Annotated in this window: 16 protein-coding genes and 1 pseudogene; 5 read left to right on the top strand and 12 right to left on the bottom strand. The window is 52.8% G+C overall.

Annotated elements, in window-relative coordinates; translation table 11 throughout:
* The first annotated feature begins 94 nt into the window (after window positions 1-94).
* Window positions 95-1,459 (top strand): tRNA uridine-5-carboxymethylaminomethyl(34) synthesis GTPase MnmE, encoded by a 1,365-nt coding sequence (mnmE, locus tag D5398_RS12315; protein ID WP_120507901.1) that lies wholly within the window; start codon window positions 95-97, stop codon window positions 1,457-1,459.
* A gap of 75 nt (window positions 1,460-1,534) precedes the next feature.
* Here mnmE and D5398_RS12320 read toward each other — a convergent pair whose 3' ends face one another.
* From D5398_RS12320 to D5398_RS12335, 4 genes are all read right to left on the bottom strand, one after another.
* Entirely contained in the window at window positions 1,535-2,791 is a 1,257-nt protein-coding gene (locus D5398_RS12320) for a c-type cytochrome (RefSeq protein ID WP_120507941.1), read from the bottom strand.
* Window positions 2,792-2,861: 70 nt separating this feature from the next.
* Complete coding sequence (locus D5398_RS12325; protein WP_120507902.1) at window positions 2,862-4,640, bottom strand: GMC family oxidoreductase; 1,779 nt, start codon at window positions 4,638-4,640, stop codon at window positions 2,862-2,864.
* A complete protein-coding gene (locus tag D5398_RS12330; RefSeq protein WP_120507903.1) occupies window positions 4,640-5,362 on the bottom strand; it encodes a gluconate 2-dehydrogenase subunit 3 family protein in 723 nt (240 codons plus the stop codon). The genes D5398_RS12325 and D5398_RS12330 overlap by 1 nt, the downstream gene beginning before the upstream one ends.
* 350 nt (window positions 5,363-5,712) lie before the next feature.
* Window positions 5,713-7,608, bottom strand: coding sequence for a methyl-accepting chemotaxis protein (locus D5398_RS12335; protein WP_120507904.1), 1,896 nt, complete (start codon window positions 7,606-7,608; stop codon window positions 5,713-5,715).
* Window positions 7,609-7,931: 323 nt separating this feature from the next.
* Here D5398_RS12335 and D5398_RS12340 point away from each other — a divergent pair, with 323 nt between their 5' ends.
* Both D5398_RS12340 and D5398_RS12345 read left to right on the top strand, forming a co-directional pair.
* A complete protein-coding gene (locus D5398_RS12340) occupies window positions 7,932-8,657 on the top strand; it encodes a 4'-phosphopantetheinyl transferase family protein (RefSeq protein ID WP_120507905.1) in 726 nt (241 codons plus the stop codon).
* Between the two features lie 90 nt (window positions 8,658-8,747).
* Complete coding sequence (locus D5398_RS12345; RefSeq protein ID WP_120507906.1) at window positions 8,748-9,317, top strand: NADPH-dependent FMN reductase; 570 nt, start codon at window positions 8,748-8,750, stop codon at window positions 9,315-9,317.
* 75 nt (window positions 9,318-9,392) lie between these two features.
* On the opposite strand, the gene D5398_RS12350 is transcribed toward D5398_RS12345, so the two are convergent.
* Window positions 9,393-10,730 carry an NCS2 family permease gene (locus tag D5398_RS12350; RefSeq protein ID WP_120507907.1) on the bottom strand — a complete coding sequence of 446 codons (1,338 nt, stop codon included), beginning with the start codon at window positions 10,728-10,730 and terminating at the stop codon, window positions 9,393-9,395.
* Between the two features lie 152 nt (window positions 10,731-10,882).
* Here D5398_RS12350 and yieH point away from each other — a divergent pair, with 152 nt between their 5' ends.
* Complete coding sequence (gene yieH / locus D5398_RS12355; protein WP_120507908.1) at window positions 10,883-11,548, top strand: 6-phosphogluconate phosphatase; 666 nt, start codon at window positions 10,883-10,885, stop codon at window positions 11,546-11,548.
* Window positions 11,549-11,570: 22 nt separating this feature from the next.
* Here the strand turns inward: yieH and D5398_RS12360 are convergent.
* A pseudogene (locus D5398_RS12360) lies at window positions 11,571-12,368 on the bottom strand (sugar phosphate isomerase/epimerase family protein); the annotation flags it as partial.
* Between the two features lie 110 nt (window positions 12,369-12,478).
* Here D5398_RS12360 and D5398_RS12365 point away from each other — a divergent pair.
* Window positions 12,479-13,171, top strand: coding sequence for a TetR/AcrR family transcriptional regulator (locus D5398_RS12365; RefSeq protein ID WP_120507910.1), 693 nt, complete (start codon window positions 12,479-12,481; stop codon window positions 13,169-13,171).
* 84 nt (window positions 13,172-13,255) lie between these two features.
* Here D5398_RS12365 and phoU read toward each other — a convergent pair whose 3' ends face one another.
* The 6 genes from phoU to pdxR all read right to left on the bottom strand — a co-directional run bounded on the left by phoU (window position 13,256) and on the right by pdxR (window position 19,579).
* Complete coding sequence (gene phoU, locus D5398_RS12370; protein ID WP_112290873.1) at window positions 13,256-13,987, bottom strand: phosphate signaling complex protein PhoU; 732 nt, start codon at window positions 13,985-13,987, stop codon at window positions 13,256-13,258.
* A 10-nt stretch (window positions 13,988-13,997) separates the two neighbouring features.
* A complete protein-coding gene (gene pstB / locus D5398_RS12375) occupies window positions 13,998-14,765 on the bottom strand; it encodes a phosphate ABC transporter ATP-binding protein PstB (RefSeq protein ID WP_013577692.1) in 768 nt (255 codons plus the stop codon).
* A 92-nt stretch (window positions 14,766-14,857) separates the two neighbouring features.
* The gene (pstA, locus tag D5398_RS12380; RefSeq protein WP_120507911.1) at window positions 14,858-15,745 is read right to left on the bottom strand and encodes a phosphate ABC transporter permease PstA; all 888 of its coding nucleotides are present in this window, start codon (window positions 15,743-15,745) and stop codon (window positions 14,858-14,860) included.
* 1 nt (window position 15,746) lies between these two features.
* Window positions 15,747-16,703: a phosphate ABC transporter permease PstC gene (gene pstC, locus D5398_RS12385; protein ID WP_120507912.1), complete on the bottom strand. Its 957-nt coding sequence runs from the start codon at window positions 16,701-16,703 to the stop codon at window positions 15,747-15,749.
* 192 nt (window positions 16,704-16,895) lie between these two features.
* Entirely contained in the window at window positions 16,896-17,936 is a 1,041-nt protein-coding gene (pstS, locus tag D5398_RS12390; protein WP_120507913.1) for a phosphate ABC transporter substrate-binding protein PstS, read from the bottom strand.
* 164 nt (window positions 17,937-18,100) lie between these two features.
* Window positions 18,101-19,579, bottom strand: coding sequence for a MocR-like pyridoxine biosynthesis transcription factor PdxR (pdxR, locus tag D5398_RS12395; protein WP_244216754.1), 1,479 nt, complete (start codon window positions 19,577-19,579; stop codon window positions 18,101-18,103).
* Window positions 19,580-19,611: the final 32 nt, after the last annotated feature.

Genomic DNA, 19,611 nt, shown 5'->3' on the forward strand with positions numbered 1-19,611 from the left:
CGTCCTGACAGCTAAACTTGATGATTAAAGACAAAGGCGGTCATTTTGACCGCCTTTTGCATATCCGTAAAAAGACCCAAAGAGATCAAACGTTATGAGCACCTCAGATACCATCATTGCCCAGGCAACACCCCCAGGACGCGGTGGTGTGGGCATTTTGCGCATTTCCGGCCGTGCGGCGCGGGATGTGGCACAGGCTGTCTTAGGTAAGCTGCCCAAGCCGCGTTATGCCGATTATCTGCCGTTCCAGGATACAGACGGCAGCACGCTTGATCAGGGCATCGCGCTTTGGTTCCCCGGTCCGAACTCTTTTACCGGTGAAGACGTCCTTGAGCTACAAGGCCACGGCGGACCGGTGATCCTGGATTTGTTGCTTAAACGCATTATCGCACTGGAAAACATACGTATTGCGCGTCCGGGCGAATTTTCTGAGCGTGCTTTCCTTAACGATAAGCTCGATCTGGCGCAGGCCGAAGCGATTGCCGATCTTATCGACGCCAGTTCCGAGCAGGCCGCACGTTCGGCGGTCAACTCGTTACAGGGTGCTTTCTCAAACCGAATTCATCACCTGGTGGAAGCACTCACTCACCTGCGGATCTTTGTCGAAGCGGCTATCGATTTCCCGGATGAGGAAATCGACTTCCTCTCTGACGGTAAAATCGAGGCAAAACTCAACACGGTGATGGGGGATCTCGACGCAGTGCGTGCCGAGGCGCGTCAGGGCAGTCTGCTGCGTGAAGGGATGAAAGTGGTGATTGCCGGACGTCCGAACGCTGGTAAATCCAGCCTGCTGAATGCCCTGGCGGGACGTGAAGCGGCGATTGTTACCGATATCGCAGGCACCACGCGTGATGTTTTACGCGAGCACATTCATCTCGATGGGATGCCATTGCACATCATCGACACAGCCGGTTTACGCGAAGCCAGTGACGAAGTGGAGCGAATTGGTATCGAACGTGCGTGGAATGAGATCGAACAGGCTGACTTAGTGCTATTTATGGTCGACGGCACGACAACAGCGGCGACGGAGCCTGCGGAGATCTGGCCGGAGTTTATGGCCCGTCTGCCCGCAACATTACCTATTGTCGTTGTACGCAATAAAGCGGATATCACCGGTGAAGCGCTGGGACAAACAGAAGTGAATGGTCACTCACTTATCCGACTTTCCGCCCGTACCGGAGATGGCGTGGATTTGCTGCGCGATCATCTGAAACAGGTGATGGGCTTTAATCACAATATGGAAGGCGGATTCCTCGCCCGTCGCCGTCACTTACAGGCGCTGGAACAGGCCGCACAACATCTGGTGCAGGGTAAAGACCAGCTGCTGGGTGCATGGGCCGGAGAATTACTGGCAGAAGAACTGCGTCTGGCACAGCTGTCACTGAGTGAAATTACCGGCGAATTTACGTCAGATGATTTGCTGGGACGCATCTTCTCAAGCTTCTGCATCGGCAAATAATTCAGGTTGGATCCGTAATGAATGAGAGTAAGCGAGCAATCACTTACTCTCATTTTTTATAGCATTACCCGTGAGTTACTGTTTTTCAGGCTCGGCAGGTTTCGTGAGTTTACGTAGTTCTTTCACCTGCGAGACACTGACCGCAGACGCCTGATTCCCCCATCCATTGCGGATAAAGTTGACCACATCCGCGACCTGCTGATCATCAAGCCGCCATGCAAAGCCAGGCATCGCCAGCCCCGTCGGCGCGGCCTGTGTTTTAGGCGCGTGAGAGCCGTTTAACACAATATTGATCACCGAAGAGGGGTCATCACTCAGCACTGCCGGGTTCTGCGCCAGTTGTGGGAAGGCGTTTTTCTCCCCCTGTCCGCTGGACAGATGGCAGCCCGAGCAGTTTTCCAGATAGACCTGCGCACCGGTCTTCGAGACATCCCCTTTCTGCAGAGCCTCAGTGGTACTGTTGTTATTGACCTGCACTCCGGCTTTGTCATTCGTTGGCAACGACTTCAGGTACACCGCAATAGCATGACGATCGCTATCGTTCAGATACTGAGTACTGTCCTGAATCACCTCCACCATCGATCCGAAGGCCGCCGTGCGCTCCGTGTGTCCGCGCCCGAGGAACTGACTGATCTCCTCCTCGTTCCACTGTCCCAGTCCGGTGGTGGCTTCGCCGCGCAGGTTAGGTGCATGCCAGCCTTCGAGCGTACCTCCGGAGAGATAATCGCTGTCATTCTGGTCGAGCGCTTTCTCCTCATAGCCAATGCCGCGCGGGGTATGGCAACTGCCACAATGGCCTAAGCCCTGAACCAGATAGGCACCCCGGTTCCAGTCAGCGGTCTGCTGCGGATCAGAGTGATAGGGCTTTTTCTCCAGGAAGACGCTGTTCCATACCGCTAGCGGCCAGCGCATATTCAGCGGGAACGGAATATCGCTGTCACGGTTCTTCTGATCAACCGCCGGAACCTGATGGATGAAATAGAGATACAGATCATGTACATCGGCGTCGGACATTTTGCTGAATGACGGATAAGGCATCGCCGGATAAAGATGGTGACCATCTTTGGCAATCCCCTCACGCAGGGCTTTACTGAAATCTTCCTCAGTGTAATTGCCGATGCCGGTGTTTTTATCCGGTGTGATATTACTTGAGTAGATGGCCCCGACCGGCGTGCTCATTTTCAGGCCACCAGCGAAACTTTTGCCCCCTGGCGTGGTGTGGCAGGCCACACAGTCACCGGCACGGGAAAGGTATTCACCCTGTTTAATCTGCGCACTGATGTCGCTATCTGCTGCCGCCATAACCTGAGCAGTCAGCGTCATACCGGTCATTCCCAGGCTCAGCCATAATCCGCAGCGCCATAATGAACTCTTGTTTTCTTTGATCATGATATCGTCCTGATTATGCCTGAACCAAAGGTCCCGGATGGGCTAAGTACTGAGTACGAATGGCATTGGCGGCAAAGTAGGCCAGCGCCCCCACCACGCCCGTCGGGTTGTAGGCGAGATTCTGCGGAAACGCAGAAGCACCCAGCACAAACAGATTGGGCACATCCCAGCTCTGCAGATATTTGTTCACAACGCTGTTTTTCGGTGAGTCACCCATGATCGCGCCGCCGGTGATATGCGTAGACTGGTAAGGTTTCACGTCAAAATGGTCGCCGGGTTTTAGCTGACTGACTGACATACTCTTTGGATTCATCACTTTGGCGATTTTTTTCATTTCTTCAGTGACGTAATCGGTCATCTTGTATTCGTTATCCTGCCAGTCAAAGGTCATGCGCAATAAGGGATAGCCATAGCTGTCTTTATAAGTAGGATCGAGATCGAGGTAACACTGCTTATAGGGCATAACCGACCCTTCGGAACCAATGGACATCGAATGCAGATAATTATCTTTAATACCCTGCTTCCAGCCGCTGCCCCAGGTCGGGGTGCCTTTAGGTAACGACATTTGCTGGATCGGACGACCACCGGTGCGGACTGCCGAGATGTATGCGCCACCGATGAACCCGAGTTTGGCGTGATCAAAGTTTTCTGCATTGAAGTCATCAATAACCGTGCCTGCTGCTCCGGCACCGATAAACGGATTGAACGTTTTGCTCTCATCATAGAAAAGCGAGATACCACTGTTCATCTGGTAGGCAAAGTTTTTACCCACCACGCCTTCGCCGGTTTTCGGATCATAAGGTGTACCGATTTTCGACATCAGCAACAGACGGACGTTATGCAGCTGGAAGGCGCTTAAGATCACCAGATCCGCGGTCTGTTCGACTTTCTCACCATAAGCATCAATGTAGGTAACGCCGGTGGCTTTTTTGCCGGTGGAATCTGTGTTGATACTCACCACTTGCGCGCGTGTCCTGAGTGAAAAGTTCTTCTTCTGATAGAGCGCAGGCAAAATCGTGCTTTGCGGGGAAGCTTTAGAATAGTTGTAACAACCAAAACGTTCGCAGAAACCGCAGAAGTTACAGGCACCTAACTGCACACCATAAAAGTTGGTGTAAGGTTCTGAGGCGTTAGCAGCAGGGATAGGGAACGGATGGAAGCCGAGTGACTTCGCGGCGTCACCAAACAGTGAACCCGAATAGAGCTGCGTCAGCGCAGGCGTCGGATAGCCCTGCTGGCGAACCCCTTCAAAGGGATTTCCGCCCTCAATGATTTTTCCCTGAATATTACCCGCCGTTCCCGACGTGCCACACAATCGCTCGAATTTATCGAAGAAGGGTTCAAGTTCATCATAAGTCACCCCATGATCCTGAACGGTCATATCCGCAGGGATAAATTTTTCCCCGTAGCGATCCACCACCGTAGAGCGCATGGTCAGATCCGCAGGCAGCGCCCGCCACTGCATACCATTCCAGTGAACCCCGGCACCGCCCACGCCATTGCCCGGCAGAAATGCGCCAAACTGGCGATAAGGCACGGCGAAATCTGCCGAGGTATGGCGTACGGTCACCGTCTCTTTCGCTGTCTCCTGGAATAACTTCAGGCGGATACCGTAAGTCAGCTCATCAGCAATACGCGGGTAAGCAAAGTCAGGGTAAGTATCACGCTGCTCGCCACGCTCCAGCGCCAGGACTTCAAGACCCGCCTCCGCCAGTTCCATCGCCATAATGGCGCCCGTCCAGCCCAGACCCACCACCACCACATCAACATGCTTATTCTTTTGAGTACTCATTACGCATTCCTTTTGCTGGAAATACTGACCGGGCCAAGCGGATAAGCCTGGTTATGTTTCCCTGCCCAGTCTTTGTAGTCGGCGCGGGCGCCAGGGAAACCAATCAGCTTCCACGACGCAAGACTCTGGTTGCCACTGTGGATAGGATCTGACAGATAGCCCTCTTTGGTATTCATCAGCAGCTGAGTGAAAAATGCATTGCCGGTCAGCTCATCGAATTTGAGATGGTTAGCTTCGAGGGAGGTCAACAGATCGTTTTGCTGAGGTACGGTTAAATCGGCGAATTTCTTCTGAAACTGCTGCTGGCAGTGGGCATCTACGGCTTTGATCCCCAGCCGATAGGTGTCACGCGGCGTCAGTTTAGACTGATAACCCAGGGTGGGAGCGGCTTCGACGAAGGGAGGATGCATGTACCACAGGCCGCCGTGGCCGTAGGGCAGCTCCATCTGTTTGTCGATGTATTCCGGCACGCCCTGGCTGACCGCGCCCGGCCCGTTGGCATCGGTTGGGATCAGACGTTCACAAGCAGCCAGCAGGAAACGCCACTCTTCGTTATTGAAAAAAATCGGCACGTAGTGCTGGGAAACACCCTCGGCCGCTTTACTGCTTTTTGGGGAAAGCGCCAGCGCGCCGGTCGAGGCTGTCGCCACCAAAGGGACTAAGGCGAGTGTCTTTTTGAGAAATCCACGCCTCGAGGACGGGATATTATTTTTTTCCGACATAGGTGATCCTCACACTAATCATTAACAATCAATAAACAATTTCGTTTAAAATAATAGGGTTTTGTATATAGATTGTTAATCAAGGTTAGGTTGCAAATGATTACAAAACGTCCGGTATTTATTTGCCGAAAAAATATTCTACTGCCATACAAGAATAACCACAGGATAAGGAGGGTTAAAAAAGAGGACGGCAGAATAAAAGGCAAGGGAGAGGCGAAAAAAGAGGGAATCAGACTTGCGGATAATTTGTGCTATTTTTTCAAAATACAGCAAAAAAACGCCTGTTTATTGAAAAAATGCCCGAAGCGTTATACTTCGGGCATTACTTTTCAGTACGTTATAACAACTTCTCAGAGCTTAAAGCCAGCAACGACAGTTTCCAGCTGAACGGTCTGATCCTGCATCGCCTGCGCGGCGGCAGAAACCTGCTCGACCAGCGCGGCGTTCTGCTGCGTAGCATTATCCAGCTGGGTGATGGCGACATTCACCTGTTCGATGCCCAGACTTTGCTCCTGACTAGAAGACATAATTTCGTTCATCAGCGTCGCTACGTTATTCACGCCGCCCATGACTTCATCCATTGTCGTCCCCGCCGTCGCCACCAGCTGGCTCCCGGTGGAGATATCCGCCACAGAATCCTCAATCAGTTTTTTGATTTCACGCGCAGAGGTCGCCGAACGCTGTGCCAGACTGCGCACCTCGGAAGCCACCACTGCAAAGCCGCGCCCCTGTTCACCGGCACGCGCCGCTTCAACCGCCGCATTCAGCGCAAGAATATTGGTCTGGAAAGCAATGCCATCGATCACACTGATGATATCGACGATTTTGTGAGAAGAACGGGTGATCGACCCCATCGTATCGACAACCTGTTTCACCACTTCGGAGCCTTTTTCCGCTACTGCTGACGCATCACGCGCCAGCTGGTTAGCACCTTCCGCATTGGCGGCGTTCTGTTTTACGGTGCTGGTCAGCTGTTCCATCGAGGCTGCCGTTTCAACAATCGAGCTGGCCTGTTCTTCAGTTCGCGCAGATAAGTCGAGGTTACCGCTGGCAATCTGGCGCGAAGCCGAGGTGATCGCCAAACTGCTATCACCGACCTGACGCAGAATCGATTGCAGGAAAGACAGGAAGCTGTTGAAACTCTGGTTGATCTGATTGAACTCCGGACTGCGGCTTTCCGGTAAACGCTGGGTTAAATCTGCACCGCCCGCAGAAAGCTGAGCGATATTTTTGTTCAGCGCGCCGAGCTGGCGCATAAACACTTTAATCGCCGCAATCAGCACAATCAGCAGCAGTAAGACCATCGGGATTTGCACCAGACCGAGGCTGGTCAGAATACTGTGGCTGCGCGCCAGCAGCTGACTGGTTGGCATGTCAGTGGCGATATACCACGGCCCCTGAATGTTGCTCATGAACATCGTATGTGAGGTACCGTCGTTGTCGTAATCCGCGACCAGAGTTGACTGGTCGTTGATCTGATCCAGACTTTTGCGGATCTGCATCGCCAGCGTTGAGCCTTCGCCCAGTGAAGCCAGTTTCGGCAACTTTTCATCAGAGGAATGACTGGTCCCGACGATGGTGCCGTCTTTCTGGACGATATAAATCGTCGCGTGAACCTTTTTCTCCATTTCCGTCACCAGCTGGTTAAAGAAACCCAGCGTGACGTCGATGGTGGCAACGCCCCACTGTTTGTCGCCTTTATAAATCGGCATGGCGCAGTTGGTGCGTGGCTGGGTGCTGGCGTCATCGAAATAGGCCGGAGCCCAGACGCACTGACCTTTTTCACCTTTGGAAGCTGCCAGATACCAGGACTGATCGAAATAGTTTGGCGATTCTGCGCTGTTCCAGAAAGTATTCACCGTAAGCTGATTATTACTGTTACGGGCAAAGAAGGTGCTGAATTTGATTTTTGCCGGGTCGCGCTGGTTCGGCAGCGGCCAGATGCCACCACCAAACACGGCGGCGTCCCCGTACTGATCGACCAGAGCAGGCAGTAACCGGTCGATACTGTCGCTGTCCATTTGTGCGACAGTCTGGGTGATTGTGCGTACCTGAGACTCAACTTTATTCAGACGATCGTTAATAGCGACCGCCACATCATCAACCTGATTAGCCACCAGATTGCTTTCTGTTTGTTTAAGTTGAGGAGCAATAAAGACCTGGATCACGATGAGCGTAACGATGACCAGCACAATAAAAAACAAGCTGATCAATGCGATAAAGCGGGATTGCGTTGTTTTTAACATTTTAGGGTACTCACAGGCAAAGCAGCGAGATCGCTGCTTAACTAGTAACGGCATTTTCTGACGTTTCTTTATGTTGCTATAGTAGATATATCTGGTGTCCGGATCGTATGGGTGAAAATCCAGAACATCATTCCAGCGAGATCTCCTCTCATTAAGCGTTTAAATCTGTGATTAGTTTCACTTTATGGTGATGAAAAACTGTCTGAAAAGTGAAAGAAGTGTGCGCCACTGCGGGTTTTAAGCGGTTTTTAATGATTTTTCTTAATGTTATTCTTTAGAACAATTGAGAAAATACGGTCGAACCATTAATCATGGAGTGAACAATGGCGTGCCATTTTGCAAGATGGGCAATGACGGATGCAGAACCGGATACACACCGGTTGCCCAAAGAAATCGTATTATCAGCAAGACACCTTTCCGAGAAACAGCGCAGGCGTTTCCTGAATGGCCGCGTTCTGCTGGCAGAAATGATTTTCTATCTGTACGGAATTGCTGAACTTCCTCACATCATCACCCTGGCCAGTGGCCGCCCGAGTTTTGAATCCTCCGATCTCCCTGATTTCAGTCTGGCGTATGCCGGAAGCACCGTTGGCGTGTTAATCAGCAGCGAAGGAAAAGTCGGCCTCGACCTCGAAATTATTCATGCCCGCAGTGCGCTGGTGAATCCGCAACAGCAGTTACAGCTTTCCCCAGTGGAAAAAACCTGGATCGCCATGCAATCGGATCCGGTGGAATCCTCACTGCAACTGTGGTGTATCCGACAAAGCATGCTGAAAATGTCCGGCCTGAACGATCAGAGCCCGCTGACGCTCAGCCTGAATCCGGCTTCTGGCCGTTTGCGATCTACCGTGACACCGGAGGCGCAGGTGATGAGTGACATTGAAGGGTCGATTACCTGGTCCTGCGCGCAATCGCCCTCGATCATCAGGTTGCAGTGCTGGCGCTATGAACCCGAAAACGGCTTCACCCGCACGCAAACCCTCTCCGCAGACCAGCAATCCGAATCACCGCACTTTATGAAATTCATCAGCCTGCCGCCCGCTAAATAAAACTTCACGTTTGTTTTCCTCCGCCGTGTCGATTTTCGTTTATGGTTACAGGCAGCCCTTTCGGAAAATCATCCATAACAGGAGTTAGCCATGTCAGTTACACCACTGAAGTTTGTCACACTGTTAGGTAGTCTTCGTAAAGCGTCTTACAACGGCATGGTGGCGCGCACATTGCCGAATGTCGCCCCTGAGGGCATCGCTATTGAAGCGTTGCCGTCTATTGGTACAGTCCCGCTCTATGATGCGGATATTCAGCAGGAAGACGGCTTTCCGGCGGATATTGAAGCTATTGCAGAACAAATTCGTCAGGCCGACGGCGTCATTATCGTCACGCCGGAATATAACTATTCCGTGCCGGGTGGTCTGAAAAATGCCATAGACTGGATTTCCCGCCTGCCAAACCAGCCGCTGGCCGGCAAGCCTGTGCTCATCCAGACCAGTTCAATGGGGCCGGTTGGTGGCGCACGTTGCCAGTATCACCTGCGCCAGATTCTGGTTTTCCTCGATGCAATGGTCATGAACAAACCTGAATTCATGGGTGGCGTCATTCAGAGCAAAGTAGATGAACAGACGGGTGAAGTGGTTGATCAGGGAACGCTGGATTTCCTGCGCGGCCAGCTGACCGCGTTTGCAGACTATACCCGTCGCGTCAGTAAATAATTCCTGTCATCAGAAATGCAAACAGCCCGCAAATGCGGGCTGTTTTTTTAGCGGCGTTCAGCTGACGTCAGCGGATTAATGCCCGTCTACAAACGCGATTTTCAGCACGAACAGCAGCGCAACCACAACTACGCACGGGCTGATTTCTCTCCAGCGACCGGTGCCCAGTTTCATCACCACGTATGAGATGAAGCCCAGCGCGATACCTTCAGTGATCGAGAAACTGAACGGCATCATCACCGCGGTCACGAACGCCGGTACCGCTTCGGTCAGGTCATCCCATGAAACACGCGCCAGGCTCGAGGTCATCAGTACGCCGACATAAATCAGCGCACCGGCTGCCGCGTATTCCGGCACCATACCCGCCAGCGGGGAAATGAAGATAACCAGCAGGAAAAGTAAACCGGTGACGACGGCGGTCAGACCGGTACGGCCACCGACGGAAACGCCGGAGGTGCTTTCAATATAAGCGCCGACGGAAGACGTCCCGATAAATGCGCCCGCGACAGAGGAGATACTGTCTACATACAGTGCCTGTTTCATCTGCGGGAATTTACCTTTCTCATCCGCCAGACCCGCTTTGTCGGTCACGCCGATCAATGTACCTGAGGAGTCAAACAGGTTTACCAGCATAAAGGAGAAAATGACGCCCGCCAGGCCGATGTTCAGCGCGCCTTTCAGATCCACCTGACCAACAACCGTGGTGATGTTCGGAGGCATCGACCAGAAGCCGGTGTAATGCACATCACCGATCATCATGCCAATCCCGGTGGTCACAACAATTGACACCAGCACTGAGGCATGGAAATTACGCGACGCCAGAACGGCGATAATGAAGAAACCAAGCACGCCCAACAGCACGTTGTGCGAGGTCAGATTGCCGATGGTCACGATGGTGTCAGGGTTCGGAACAATAATACCGGCATTTTTCAGCCCCATCATGCCGATAAATAACCCGATACCTGCGGTAATACCCACGCGCAGGCTGACCGGAATATTGGCAATCATCCAGTAACGGATGCGGAAAATGGTCAGCAGCAGCAAACCGACCGCACCCCAGAAAATCGCGCCCATCCCGACCTGCCAGGAAACGCCCATCGCGCCCACGACGACAAAAGCAAAGAACGCATTCAGACCCATCGCCGGTGCCAGAGCGACCGGAAGGTTGGCGATCACCCCCATCAGGATGCTGCCGAATGCGGCAATCAGGCAGGTGGTCACGAAGACGGCCTGTTTATCCATGCCCGCGACGCCCAGAATTTGCGGGTTTACGAAAACGATGTAGACCATGGTCAGAAAGGTGGTTAAACCGGCGATAGTTTCGGTGCGTACGGTGGTGCCGTGCTGCGTCAGTTTAAACAGACGTTCAGCCAGACCTTTACCCGCAGTCGCATTGCTCTGTGGTGTGCTCATTGGTGAGTTCCAAAATGGGGGGAAAACAATCGGGGGGTATCCTAAGGATTTTAGCCCAAAAGCGCCAGCACTGGATGTATGGGATTAAATCTATCGTTCGGGTACAGTGCCATCATGCACGCCAATAGATGAAACGCTCACAGGGAGAAAGTATGTCACAGGTTGAATGTGTCTTTTTTGATTGCGACGGTACGCTGGTGGACAGTGAATTGTTGTGCTGCGAAGCCTATGTCGAGATGTTCGCGCATTTTGGCGTGACGGTTTCTTTCGACGAAATGTATAAAAAATACAAAGGCGTCAAACTTTACGAAATCGTCGCAATCGTCAATAAAGAGCACGGTATCGACGTGCCGAAAGAAGAGATGGAAGGGGTATTCCGCCAGCATGTTGCGCGTCTTTTCGACAGTAAACTTGAGCCGATTGACGGTGCGCGCGAGTTGCTGGAACAAATTTCCGTGCCGATGTGCGTCGTCTCCAACGGCCCGGTCACCAAGATGCAGCACTCTCTCGGCCTGACCGGTTTACTGCCTTTCATGGGTGACAAATTGTTCAGCGGCTATGATTTACAGCGCTGGAAGCCCGATCCGGCCGTTTTGTATAAAGCCGCAGACGTCATGAACGTACCGGTAGAAAACTGCATTCTGGTGGAAGATTCGGTCGCGGGCGCGCAGGCCGGGATCACCGCCGGGATCCCGGTATTTTATTACTGCGCAGACCCGCATAACCCGCCGCTTGATCATCCGCTGGTAACGACATTCCACGACATGCGTGAGCTGCCGGAGATCTGGCGCCAGATGGGGTACCAGATTACTCGCTGAGAGATTTTTCGTAGGCCTGCATGCGCTTTTCCAGTTCGCTCAGGGAACGCAGGCCATCCGCCAGCGGCAGGGTTTTATCATTGAAAATTTCCAGCGACCACGGGCCGGTGAAACCTTTGCGGTTGAGCGTACTGACGAAATCCACCAGCGGTAAATCGCCCTGCCCAGGATAACAACGGTAACTGCGGCTCCATTGCTGCACGTTCATATCTTTGTACGGCGCATCGGCCAGTTGCAGGAAGCTGATTTTATCCAGAGGTACTTCGTCCAGCCGGTCAAGATTGTCGCCCACGGCAAGAATATGGAAGCTGTCGAGCACAATGCCCAGCGCAGGGTGATTGACTTCCCGTACGCGATCCCACGCCTGCCGGTAACGGTTGATGTGTCTGCCCCACGCCAGCGCTTCAAAGCCGATACGGACATCATACGGCTCCGCCATTTCGGCAAGCGCAGCGAGATCCGCAATCTGCACATCACGTTCAGGCGAGCTTTCAGGGTCAGTGTTGCTGCAAACCAGTAAATGATTGCAGCCCAGTTCACGCATCAGGTCAAACTGACGGCGTGCGCTGGCGAGTTTTTCGATACGTTTTTCTGCCGGAACGCCTTCAAAATCACGGAAAGGTTGCAGCAGGAAAATTCGCAGGCCAAGGGAATCGGCAAGGTTACGGATAGCCGCCGGTTTGACCGGGCTTTTAAGCAAATCCTCTTCGAATATTTCCACGCCATTAAATCCCGCAGCAGCAATCGCCGTGAGTTTTTCAGGCAAGGTTCCTGGGACTGAAACTGTCGCAATCGAACGTAAACGGGTGGTTGCAGGCAAAATAGCGTCCTTTTATTCAGGCTTCGATACTTACAGTAGTGGACCCTCACGCCACGTTCGTCAAGTGCAGCGAACTTGTATGAACGCGCAGATTGTAACTGAGCGAAGCAATGGTTAATCTCTGTGGCGAGAATGTGGTTAATGATGAGGATAAGACGCTGAGCAGCCAAAGTTCCCCGGCGCCGGGACGTAAAAATGATCCGATAGGACTGAAGCAGCGCATTTTCGACAGCGCTCTGGCTGAATTCGCAGAATCCGGTCTGATGGGCGCGCGCATGGAAAATATCGCTTCCAACGCCAACACCACGAAACGTATGGTGGTCTATCACTACAAGACCAAAGAAGCCTTGTACATGCTGGTGCTGGAGCACGTTTACCGTGGCATCCGTCAGCATGAGCTGGATCTGGATCTGTCGTCATTTCCGCCCGCGGAAGCCATCGTCAAACTGGTCGAAGCCAGCTTTGATTTCCACGTTTCACATCCGGAATTCATTCGTATTGTTTCAACGGAAAACATGCTGCGTGGCCGCTTTATTCGCCAGTCCACCAGCATCCGTGAAATCAATAAAACGGCATTAACGCTGCTGGAAGATATTCTTGCACGCGGTAAGCAAAGCCATCTGTTCAAAGAAGATGCCCAGGCCCGCGACGTACACCGTCTGATCAGCAGTCTGTGTGTGCATCAGGTCGCCAACCAGTACACGTTCGGTGCATTGTTTGAAAATCCCGATGAAGTGGATTTGCAGACCGCCCATTACCGCCAGCTGGCCGTGATGGTCGCGCTGCGCTACGTGATGAAGTAATTGCGCTGATCGGACGCTGATATACAGCGGATAGCAAAAAGGCCTCGTAAGAGGCCTTTTTTGTGGGGCAATGTCAGTCAGCGCTTATTCTTTCGGCGCGTCTTTGCCGTCTGTCAGCAGCTTGTCCAGCGCATCGCCGCCGACGTGACGGAAATCCTGGCCTTTCACGAAGTAGAAGATAAATTCGCAGATATTCTGGCAACGGTCACCGATACGTTCGATGGAACGGGCACAGAACAATGCCGTCAGCACGCTTGGAATAGTGCGCGGATCTTCCATCATGTAGGTCATCAGCTGGCGCACAATGCCTTCATATTCCTGATCCACTTTCTTATCTTCACGGTAAATACGCACCGCTTCATCAAGATCCATACGCGCGAACGCATCCAGCACATCATGCAGCATTTCTACCGTATGTCGGCCCAGAGATTCCAGGCTGACCAGCAGCGGCTGATGCAGGTGCGAGAACTTTTCCAGCGCCGTACGACAGATTTTATCTGCCACGTCACCGATACGTTCCAATTCGGAAATAGTTTTGATGATCGCCATCACCAGACGCAAATCGCTGGCGGTGGGCTGCCGCTTGGCAATAATGCGCACGCAGGCTTCGTCGATTGCCACTTCCATCAGGTTAACTTTGTCATCACCTTTGATGACGCGCTGCGCCAGCTCGGCGTCCTGATTGTGCATCGCCGTAATAGCGTCGGTCAGTTGCTGTTCTACCAGCCCGCCCATTGCCAGAACCTGAGTACGGATGTGTTCTAGCTCGGCGTTGAACTGGCCGGAAATATGTTTGTTTAAGTTCAGGTTGTCCATTCTTCTTACCTCAACCGTAGCGGCCAGTAATGTAATCTTCAGTCTGTTTGCGCGCTGGCGACGTGAACAGCGAGTCGGTATCGCTGTATTCGATCAGTTCGCCCAGATACATAAACGCCGTGCGATCTGAACAACGCGCAGCCTGCTGCATGTTGTGGGTCACGATCACCACGGTGTAATCAGATTTTAGTTCGGTGATCAGCTCTTCGATACGGCCGGTAGAAATCGGATCCAGCGCTGAACAAGGCTCGTCGAGCAGCAGAACGTCAGGGCGGATCGCTATACCGCGCGCGATGCACAGACGCTGTTGCTGACCACCTGACAGGCTGTAACCGCTCTGATGCAGCTTGTCTTTGGATTCATTCCACAGTGCGGCTTTGGTCAGCGCCCACTGCACACGCTCGTCCATATCGGTACGGGAAAGCTTTTCAAACAGGCGTACACCAAACGCGATGTTGTCGTAAATCGACATCGGGAATGGGGTCGGTTTCTGGAAAACCATGCCGACTTTGGCGCGCAGCAGCGCGATATCCTGTTTATCAACCAGAATGTTTTCGCCGTCGAGCAGGATTTCGCCCTCTGCGTGCTGTTCCGGGTACAGCTGATACATTTTGTTGAAAGTACGCAGCAGCGTGGACTTACCACAGCCTGACGGACCGATGAATGCCGTGACTTCGTTCTTAGCGATATCCAGGGAAATATTTTTCAGCGCGTGGAATTTGCCGTAATAAAAGTTCAGATCGCGAACCTGAATCTTGCTGTTGGATGCGTCAGTCATTCTCAGACATCTCTCTTATTCGCGCGCCGCGTGGCGACGCCGGGTAAACAGTGATGGCAGCCGTTATCGTCTGCCCTCAGTAATGAATTACGTTATTGCTTTTTCGGGGCGAAAATCACACGCGCCAGAATGTTCAGCAGCAGTACACACACGGTAATCAGCAGCACGCCCGCCCAGGCCAGTTGTTGCCACTCGCCAAACGGGCTCATCGCAAACTTAAAGATGGTCACCGGCAGGTTGGCAATCGGCTGCATCATGTCGGTGCTCCAGAACTGATTGGAGAGCGACGTGAACAGCAGCGGCGCGGTTTCACCGGCAATACGGGCAATCGCCAGCAAGATCCCGGTGATGATGCCGGAAACAGAGGCTTTCAGGGTGATGGCCGAAATCATTTTCCACTTCGGCGTACCCAGCGCATAAGCCGCTTCACGCAGGCTGTCCGGCACCAGTTTCAGCATGTTTTCCGTGGTACGGATAACAATCGGAATTTGTAACAACGCCAGCGCCAGAACGCCTGCCCATCCGGAGAAGTGCCCCATTTTTGCCACCATAATGGTGTACACAAACAGGCCCACAACGATGGACGGTGCAGAAAGCAAAATGTCGTTAATGAAGCGAATGAATTCAGCGAGCCAGGACTTGCGACCATATTCGGCCAGATAAATCCCTGCCATCACGCCCAGTGGCGTACCGATGACCGTTGCCCATAAAATCAGTAAGCCGCTGCCTGCAATGGCGTTCGCCAGACCGCCGCCCGCGGTATTCGGTGGGGGAGTATTTTGCGTGAACAGCGCCAGCGACATCCCGTCCACACCTTTGACGATGGTGGTAAACAGGATCCACACCAGCCAGAACAGGCCAAACGCCATGGTCATCATAGAGACCATCAGCGCCAGACGGTTTTTCTGACGGCGCCATGCCTGACGTTTACGGCGTGATTCCAGTAATGCTGCGTTACTTTGCATGTCGAGTGTCGTCATCTTAACGGCCCTCTTTCTTAGCCAGACGCAGGATCATCACTTTCGACAGCGCCAGAACAATAAAGGTAATGACGAACAGGATAAGTCCCAGTTCCATCAGCGCGGAAGTATGCAGACCGGCTTCCGCTTCGGCGAATTCGTTGGCTAGCGCGGAGGTAATACTGTTGCCCGGCGCATAAAGTGATGCGCTGTCGAGCTGGTAGGTGTTACCGATAATAAAGGTCACCGCCATGGTTTCACCCAGCGCGCGGCCAAGACCTAACATCACACCACCAATGACCCCGTTTTTGGTGAACGGCAACACGATGCGCCAGATCACTTCCCAGGTAGTGCAGCCGATTCCGTAAGCAGATTCTTTCATCATCACCGGCGTTTGCTCGAACACGTCACGCATGACGGAAGCAATGTACGGGATGATCATGATGGCCAGGATAACGCCTGCTGCCAGAATGCCAATACCAAACCCCGGACCGGCGAACAGTGCGCCAACAATCGGGATACCGGAAAGCACATCGCCCACCGGCGTCTGGAAATAGGTGGCAAACAATGGCGCAAAGACGAAAAGACCCCACATGCCGTAAACAATACTGGGGATTGCCGCCAGCAGTTCAATCGCAATACCGAGCGGACGTTTCATCCAGTTCGGTGCGAGTTCGGTGAGGAATAAGGCGATACCAAAGCTGACCGGTACGGCAATCAGCAAGGCGATAATCGAAGTGACTACTGTGCCGTAAATGGGCACCAGTGCACCGAATTGTTCGTTCGGGGCATCCCATGTTTTATTCCACAGGAAGGATAATCCGAACTTTTCAATGCTCGGCAGGGAAGCAATAAACAGCGAGACGATAATACCGCCCAGCATTAATAGCACAATCAGCGCAGCCAGTTTGACCAGAGCGCCGAAGATGATGTCCCCGTTTTTGCTGGGTGCCTTGATAGCCGGCTTGTATTCAGCCATACCACTCTCTTTTAATTCAGATTTAATTCCCTCCCCGGTCGGAGAGGGAATGAAGCAGAGTTACTATACCCAAAATAATTGGAGTTGCACCAAGGCAGCAAGCAAGTGAATCCCGATGAGCTTACTCAAGTAAGTGATTCGGGTGAACGAGTGCAGCTAACGCCGGTACAGCTTCAAGTATGACGGATATTCCTAGTAAAGTGCTTTGCCGCTGCTGTCTTTGACGTTGGTTTTCCAGGCTGCGCGGATTTGTTCTACAACAGAATCTGGCAGTGCGGCGTAATCCAAATCAGTAGTCAGTTTGTTACCGTTTTTGTAAGCCCAGTCGAAGAACTTCAGCACTTCAGTGCCTTTCGCTGCGTCTTGCTGATCTTTATAAACCAGGATGAAGGTGGTGGAGCTGATTGGCCACGCATTGTCACCTTTCTGGTTGGTCAGGTCCTGAGCGAAGGTTTTGCTCCAGTCAGCGCCTTTAGCCGCTGCACTGAACGATTCTTCCGTCGGGCTGATCGCTTTGCCGTCAGCATCAACCAGCTTGGTATAAGCCAGATTGTTTTGCTTAGCGTAAGCATATTCTACATAACCAATTGAGCCTGGCAGACGCTGTACGAAGGCTGCAACGCCATCGTTACCTTTGCCGCCCAGACCGGTTGGCCAGTTCACCGTAGAACCTGCACCGATTTTGTCTTTCCACTCGCTGCTCACTTTAGCCAGATAGCTGGTGAAGACATAAGAGGTACCGGAACCGTCAGCACGGCGAACCACTGCGATGTTGGTGTCTGGCAGTTTCACGCCTGGGTTCAGCTTGGTGATCGCCGCGTCGTTCCACTTTTTGATTTTGCCGAGGTAGATGTCACCCAGCGTGGCGCCATCCAGCGTCAGCTGACCTGATTTGATACCCGGGATGTTAACCGCCAGTACCACGCCACCGATCACGGTAGGGAACTGGAACAAGCCATTTTTAGCCAGGTCTTCGTCTTTCATCGGAGCATCAGAGGCGCCGAAATCTACGGTCTTGGCGATGATTTGTTTCACGCCGCCGGAAGAACCAATGCCCTGGTAGTTAACCTGAGTACCGGTTGCTTTCTGGTATGCATCAGCCCACTTAGCGTAGACAGGTGCTGGGAAGGTACCGCCAGCGCCAGTCAGGTTAGTGGCAGCGAAAGCAGACATTGCTGTGAGGGAGAAAGTCGCTGCTACAAGACCGGCGACGGTGTTACGCATCAATTTCATGTTCCACTCCTGGTGGTTTTAAACTTCCCGACTGATGTCGACGTTAATTAAAGTGTTTGGCACAGGAGGAAAATAGGACAGTTTAGTGACAGTAAAATGTACGTTATATGACAGTTTTATGACACTGGTCACAAAGCAGGCAATGCGGGCGTTAATGCGGAAAATCATTCATTCGCCCACACTCTTTTCAGGGACTCTATAGCTAAGACAATGTCCGGCACTTTAACGCTGGCGAAGCCCAGGACAAGGCCATAACGGCCTGCACTGGCGTCAGAACTGCCGGGGATCCAGGAGGCGCTGAGTGGCGTTATTTCAACTCCTGCGGCGTTGGCCAGTGCGATCAGTCGCTGTTCTTTTTCATAAGTTTCTAAACGAATTGTGACATGCAGGCCAGAAGACACTTTGCTCATATGACCGATATGTTGCAGATGTTGATCCCAGGCTTCTAACAAAGCATCACGCCGGGCCAGCGCGGCACGGCGCATACGGCGGCTATGTTGCTGAAAATGTCCTTCGCTGAGGAACAGCGCCATCGCCATCTGATCACTCATCGGCGGCTGACGGCTGGCCATGGTACGTACCAGTAGAAATTGTTCCACCAGTTGTTTGGGGGCCACGAGATATCCCAGCCGTAAACCCGGATACATCACCTTGGAAAAAGAGCCGATGTACAACACGCGATTGCTCTGATCGATGGCGGCCAGCGGAGTCAGCGGGGTTCCGCTGTAACGGTATTCGCCATCGTAGTCATCTTCGATGATCCACGACTTTCTTTCCTGCGCCCATTGTAATAATTCCAGCCTGCGCGCCATCGAAAGCGTCGCACCCGTCGGGTACTGGCAGGAAGGGCTGACATAGGCCAGCCGGGCGTCGGGGATCAGGCGAAGTTGCGAGGTCTGCATACCTTCGTCATCGACATCAAGCCCATAGATCTTCGCTCCTACGCTGGAAAATGCGCCCGCCGCCGCCCAGTAACAGGGGTTTTCAACCACGACTTCATCATCTACCCGCAGTAACAGCGCCGCACAAATCATAATCGCCTGTTGCGCCCCAGCGGTGATAATAATCTGGGAAGGCTCACATTTCAGTCCGCGGGCATGGCGTAAATAGTGAGCTATCAGTTCCCGCAGCTGCGGCTCACCCGCCGGATGACCGTATCCCATATGGTTTACCGGCCTGCTGCGCCAAAAGCGCGTTTGCAGACGGGCCCAGGTTTCAAAAGGGAAATGATCTATCGCGGGTATACCAATACGAAAAGCTTTCGGCGCACCATCATGAATACGATGCTGATTGAAAAGGGAGGCTACGGGCAACCGGTAGCTTTTATGCATTTGCGGTTCAACAACGAGGGGATCGCTCTGCGCCGATATTTTTGGCAACGCAGGCAATCGCGCGACATAGGTGCCATCCCCCACCCGCGTTTCTATAAATCCTTCAGCAAACAGTCGCTCGTAAACGTTCACCACGGTATTGCGGGAGATATCCAGCATCTCAGCCAGCTCACGGCTGGCGGGAAGTTTCATGCCGCTGCTGCGGGGATTTCCAATAATCAGTTCACGCAACGCGTCGTAGAGCTGGGCCGAGAGCTTACGCCCCCGTTTAAGGGTAATCCCGGTGAGTTCTAAGGACTGTGGCGCAGACAAATTGGCACCTTTATATAGAAGTAATTTGGCTC

This window comes from Rahnella bruchi (assembly GCF_003614975.1).
GTDB classification, from domain to species: domain Bacteria; phylum Pseudomonadota; class Gammaproteobacteria; order Enterobacterales; family Enterobacteriaceae; genus Rahnella; species Rahnella bruchi.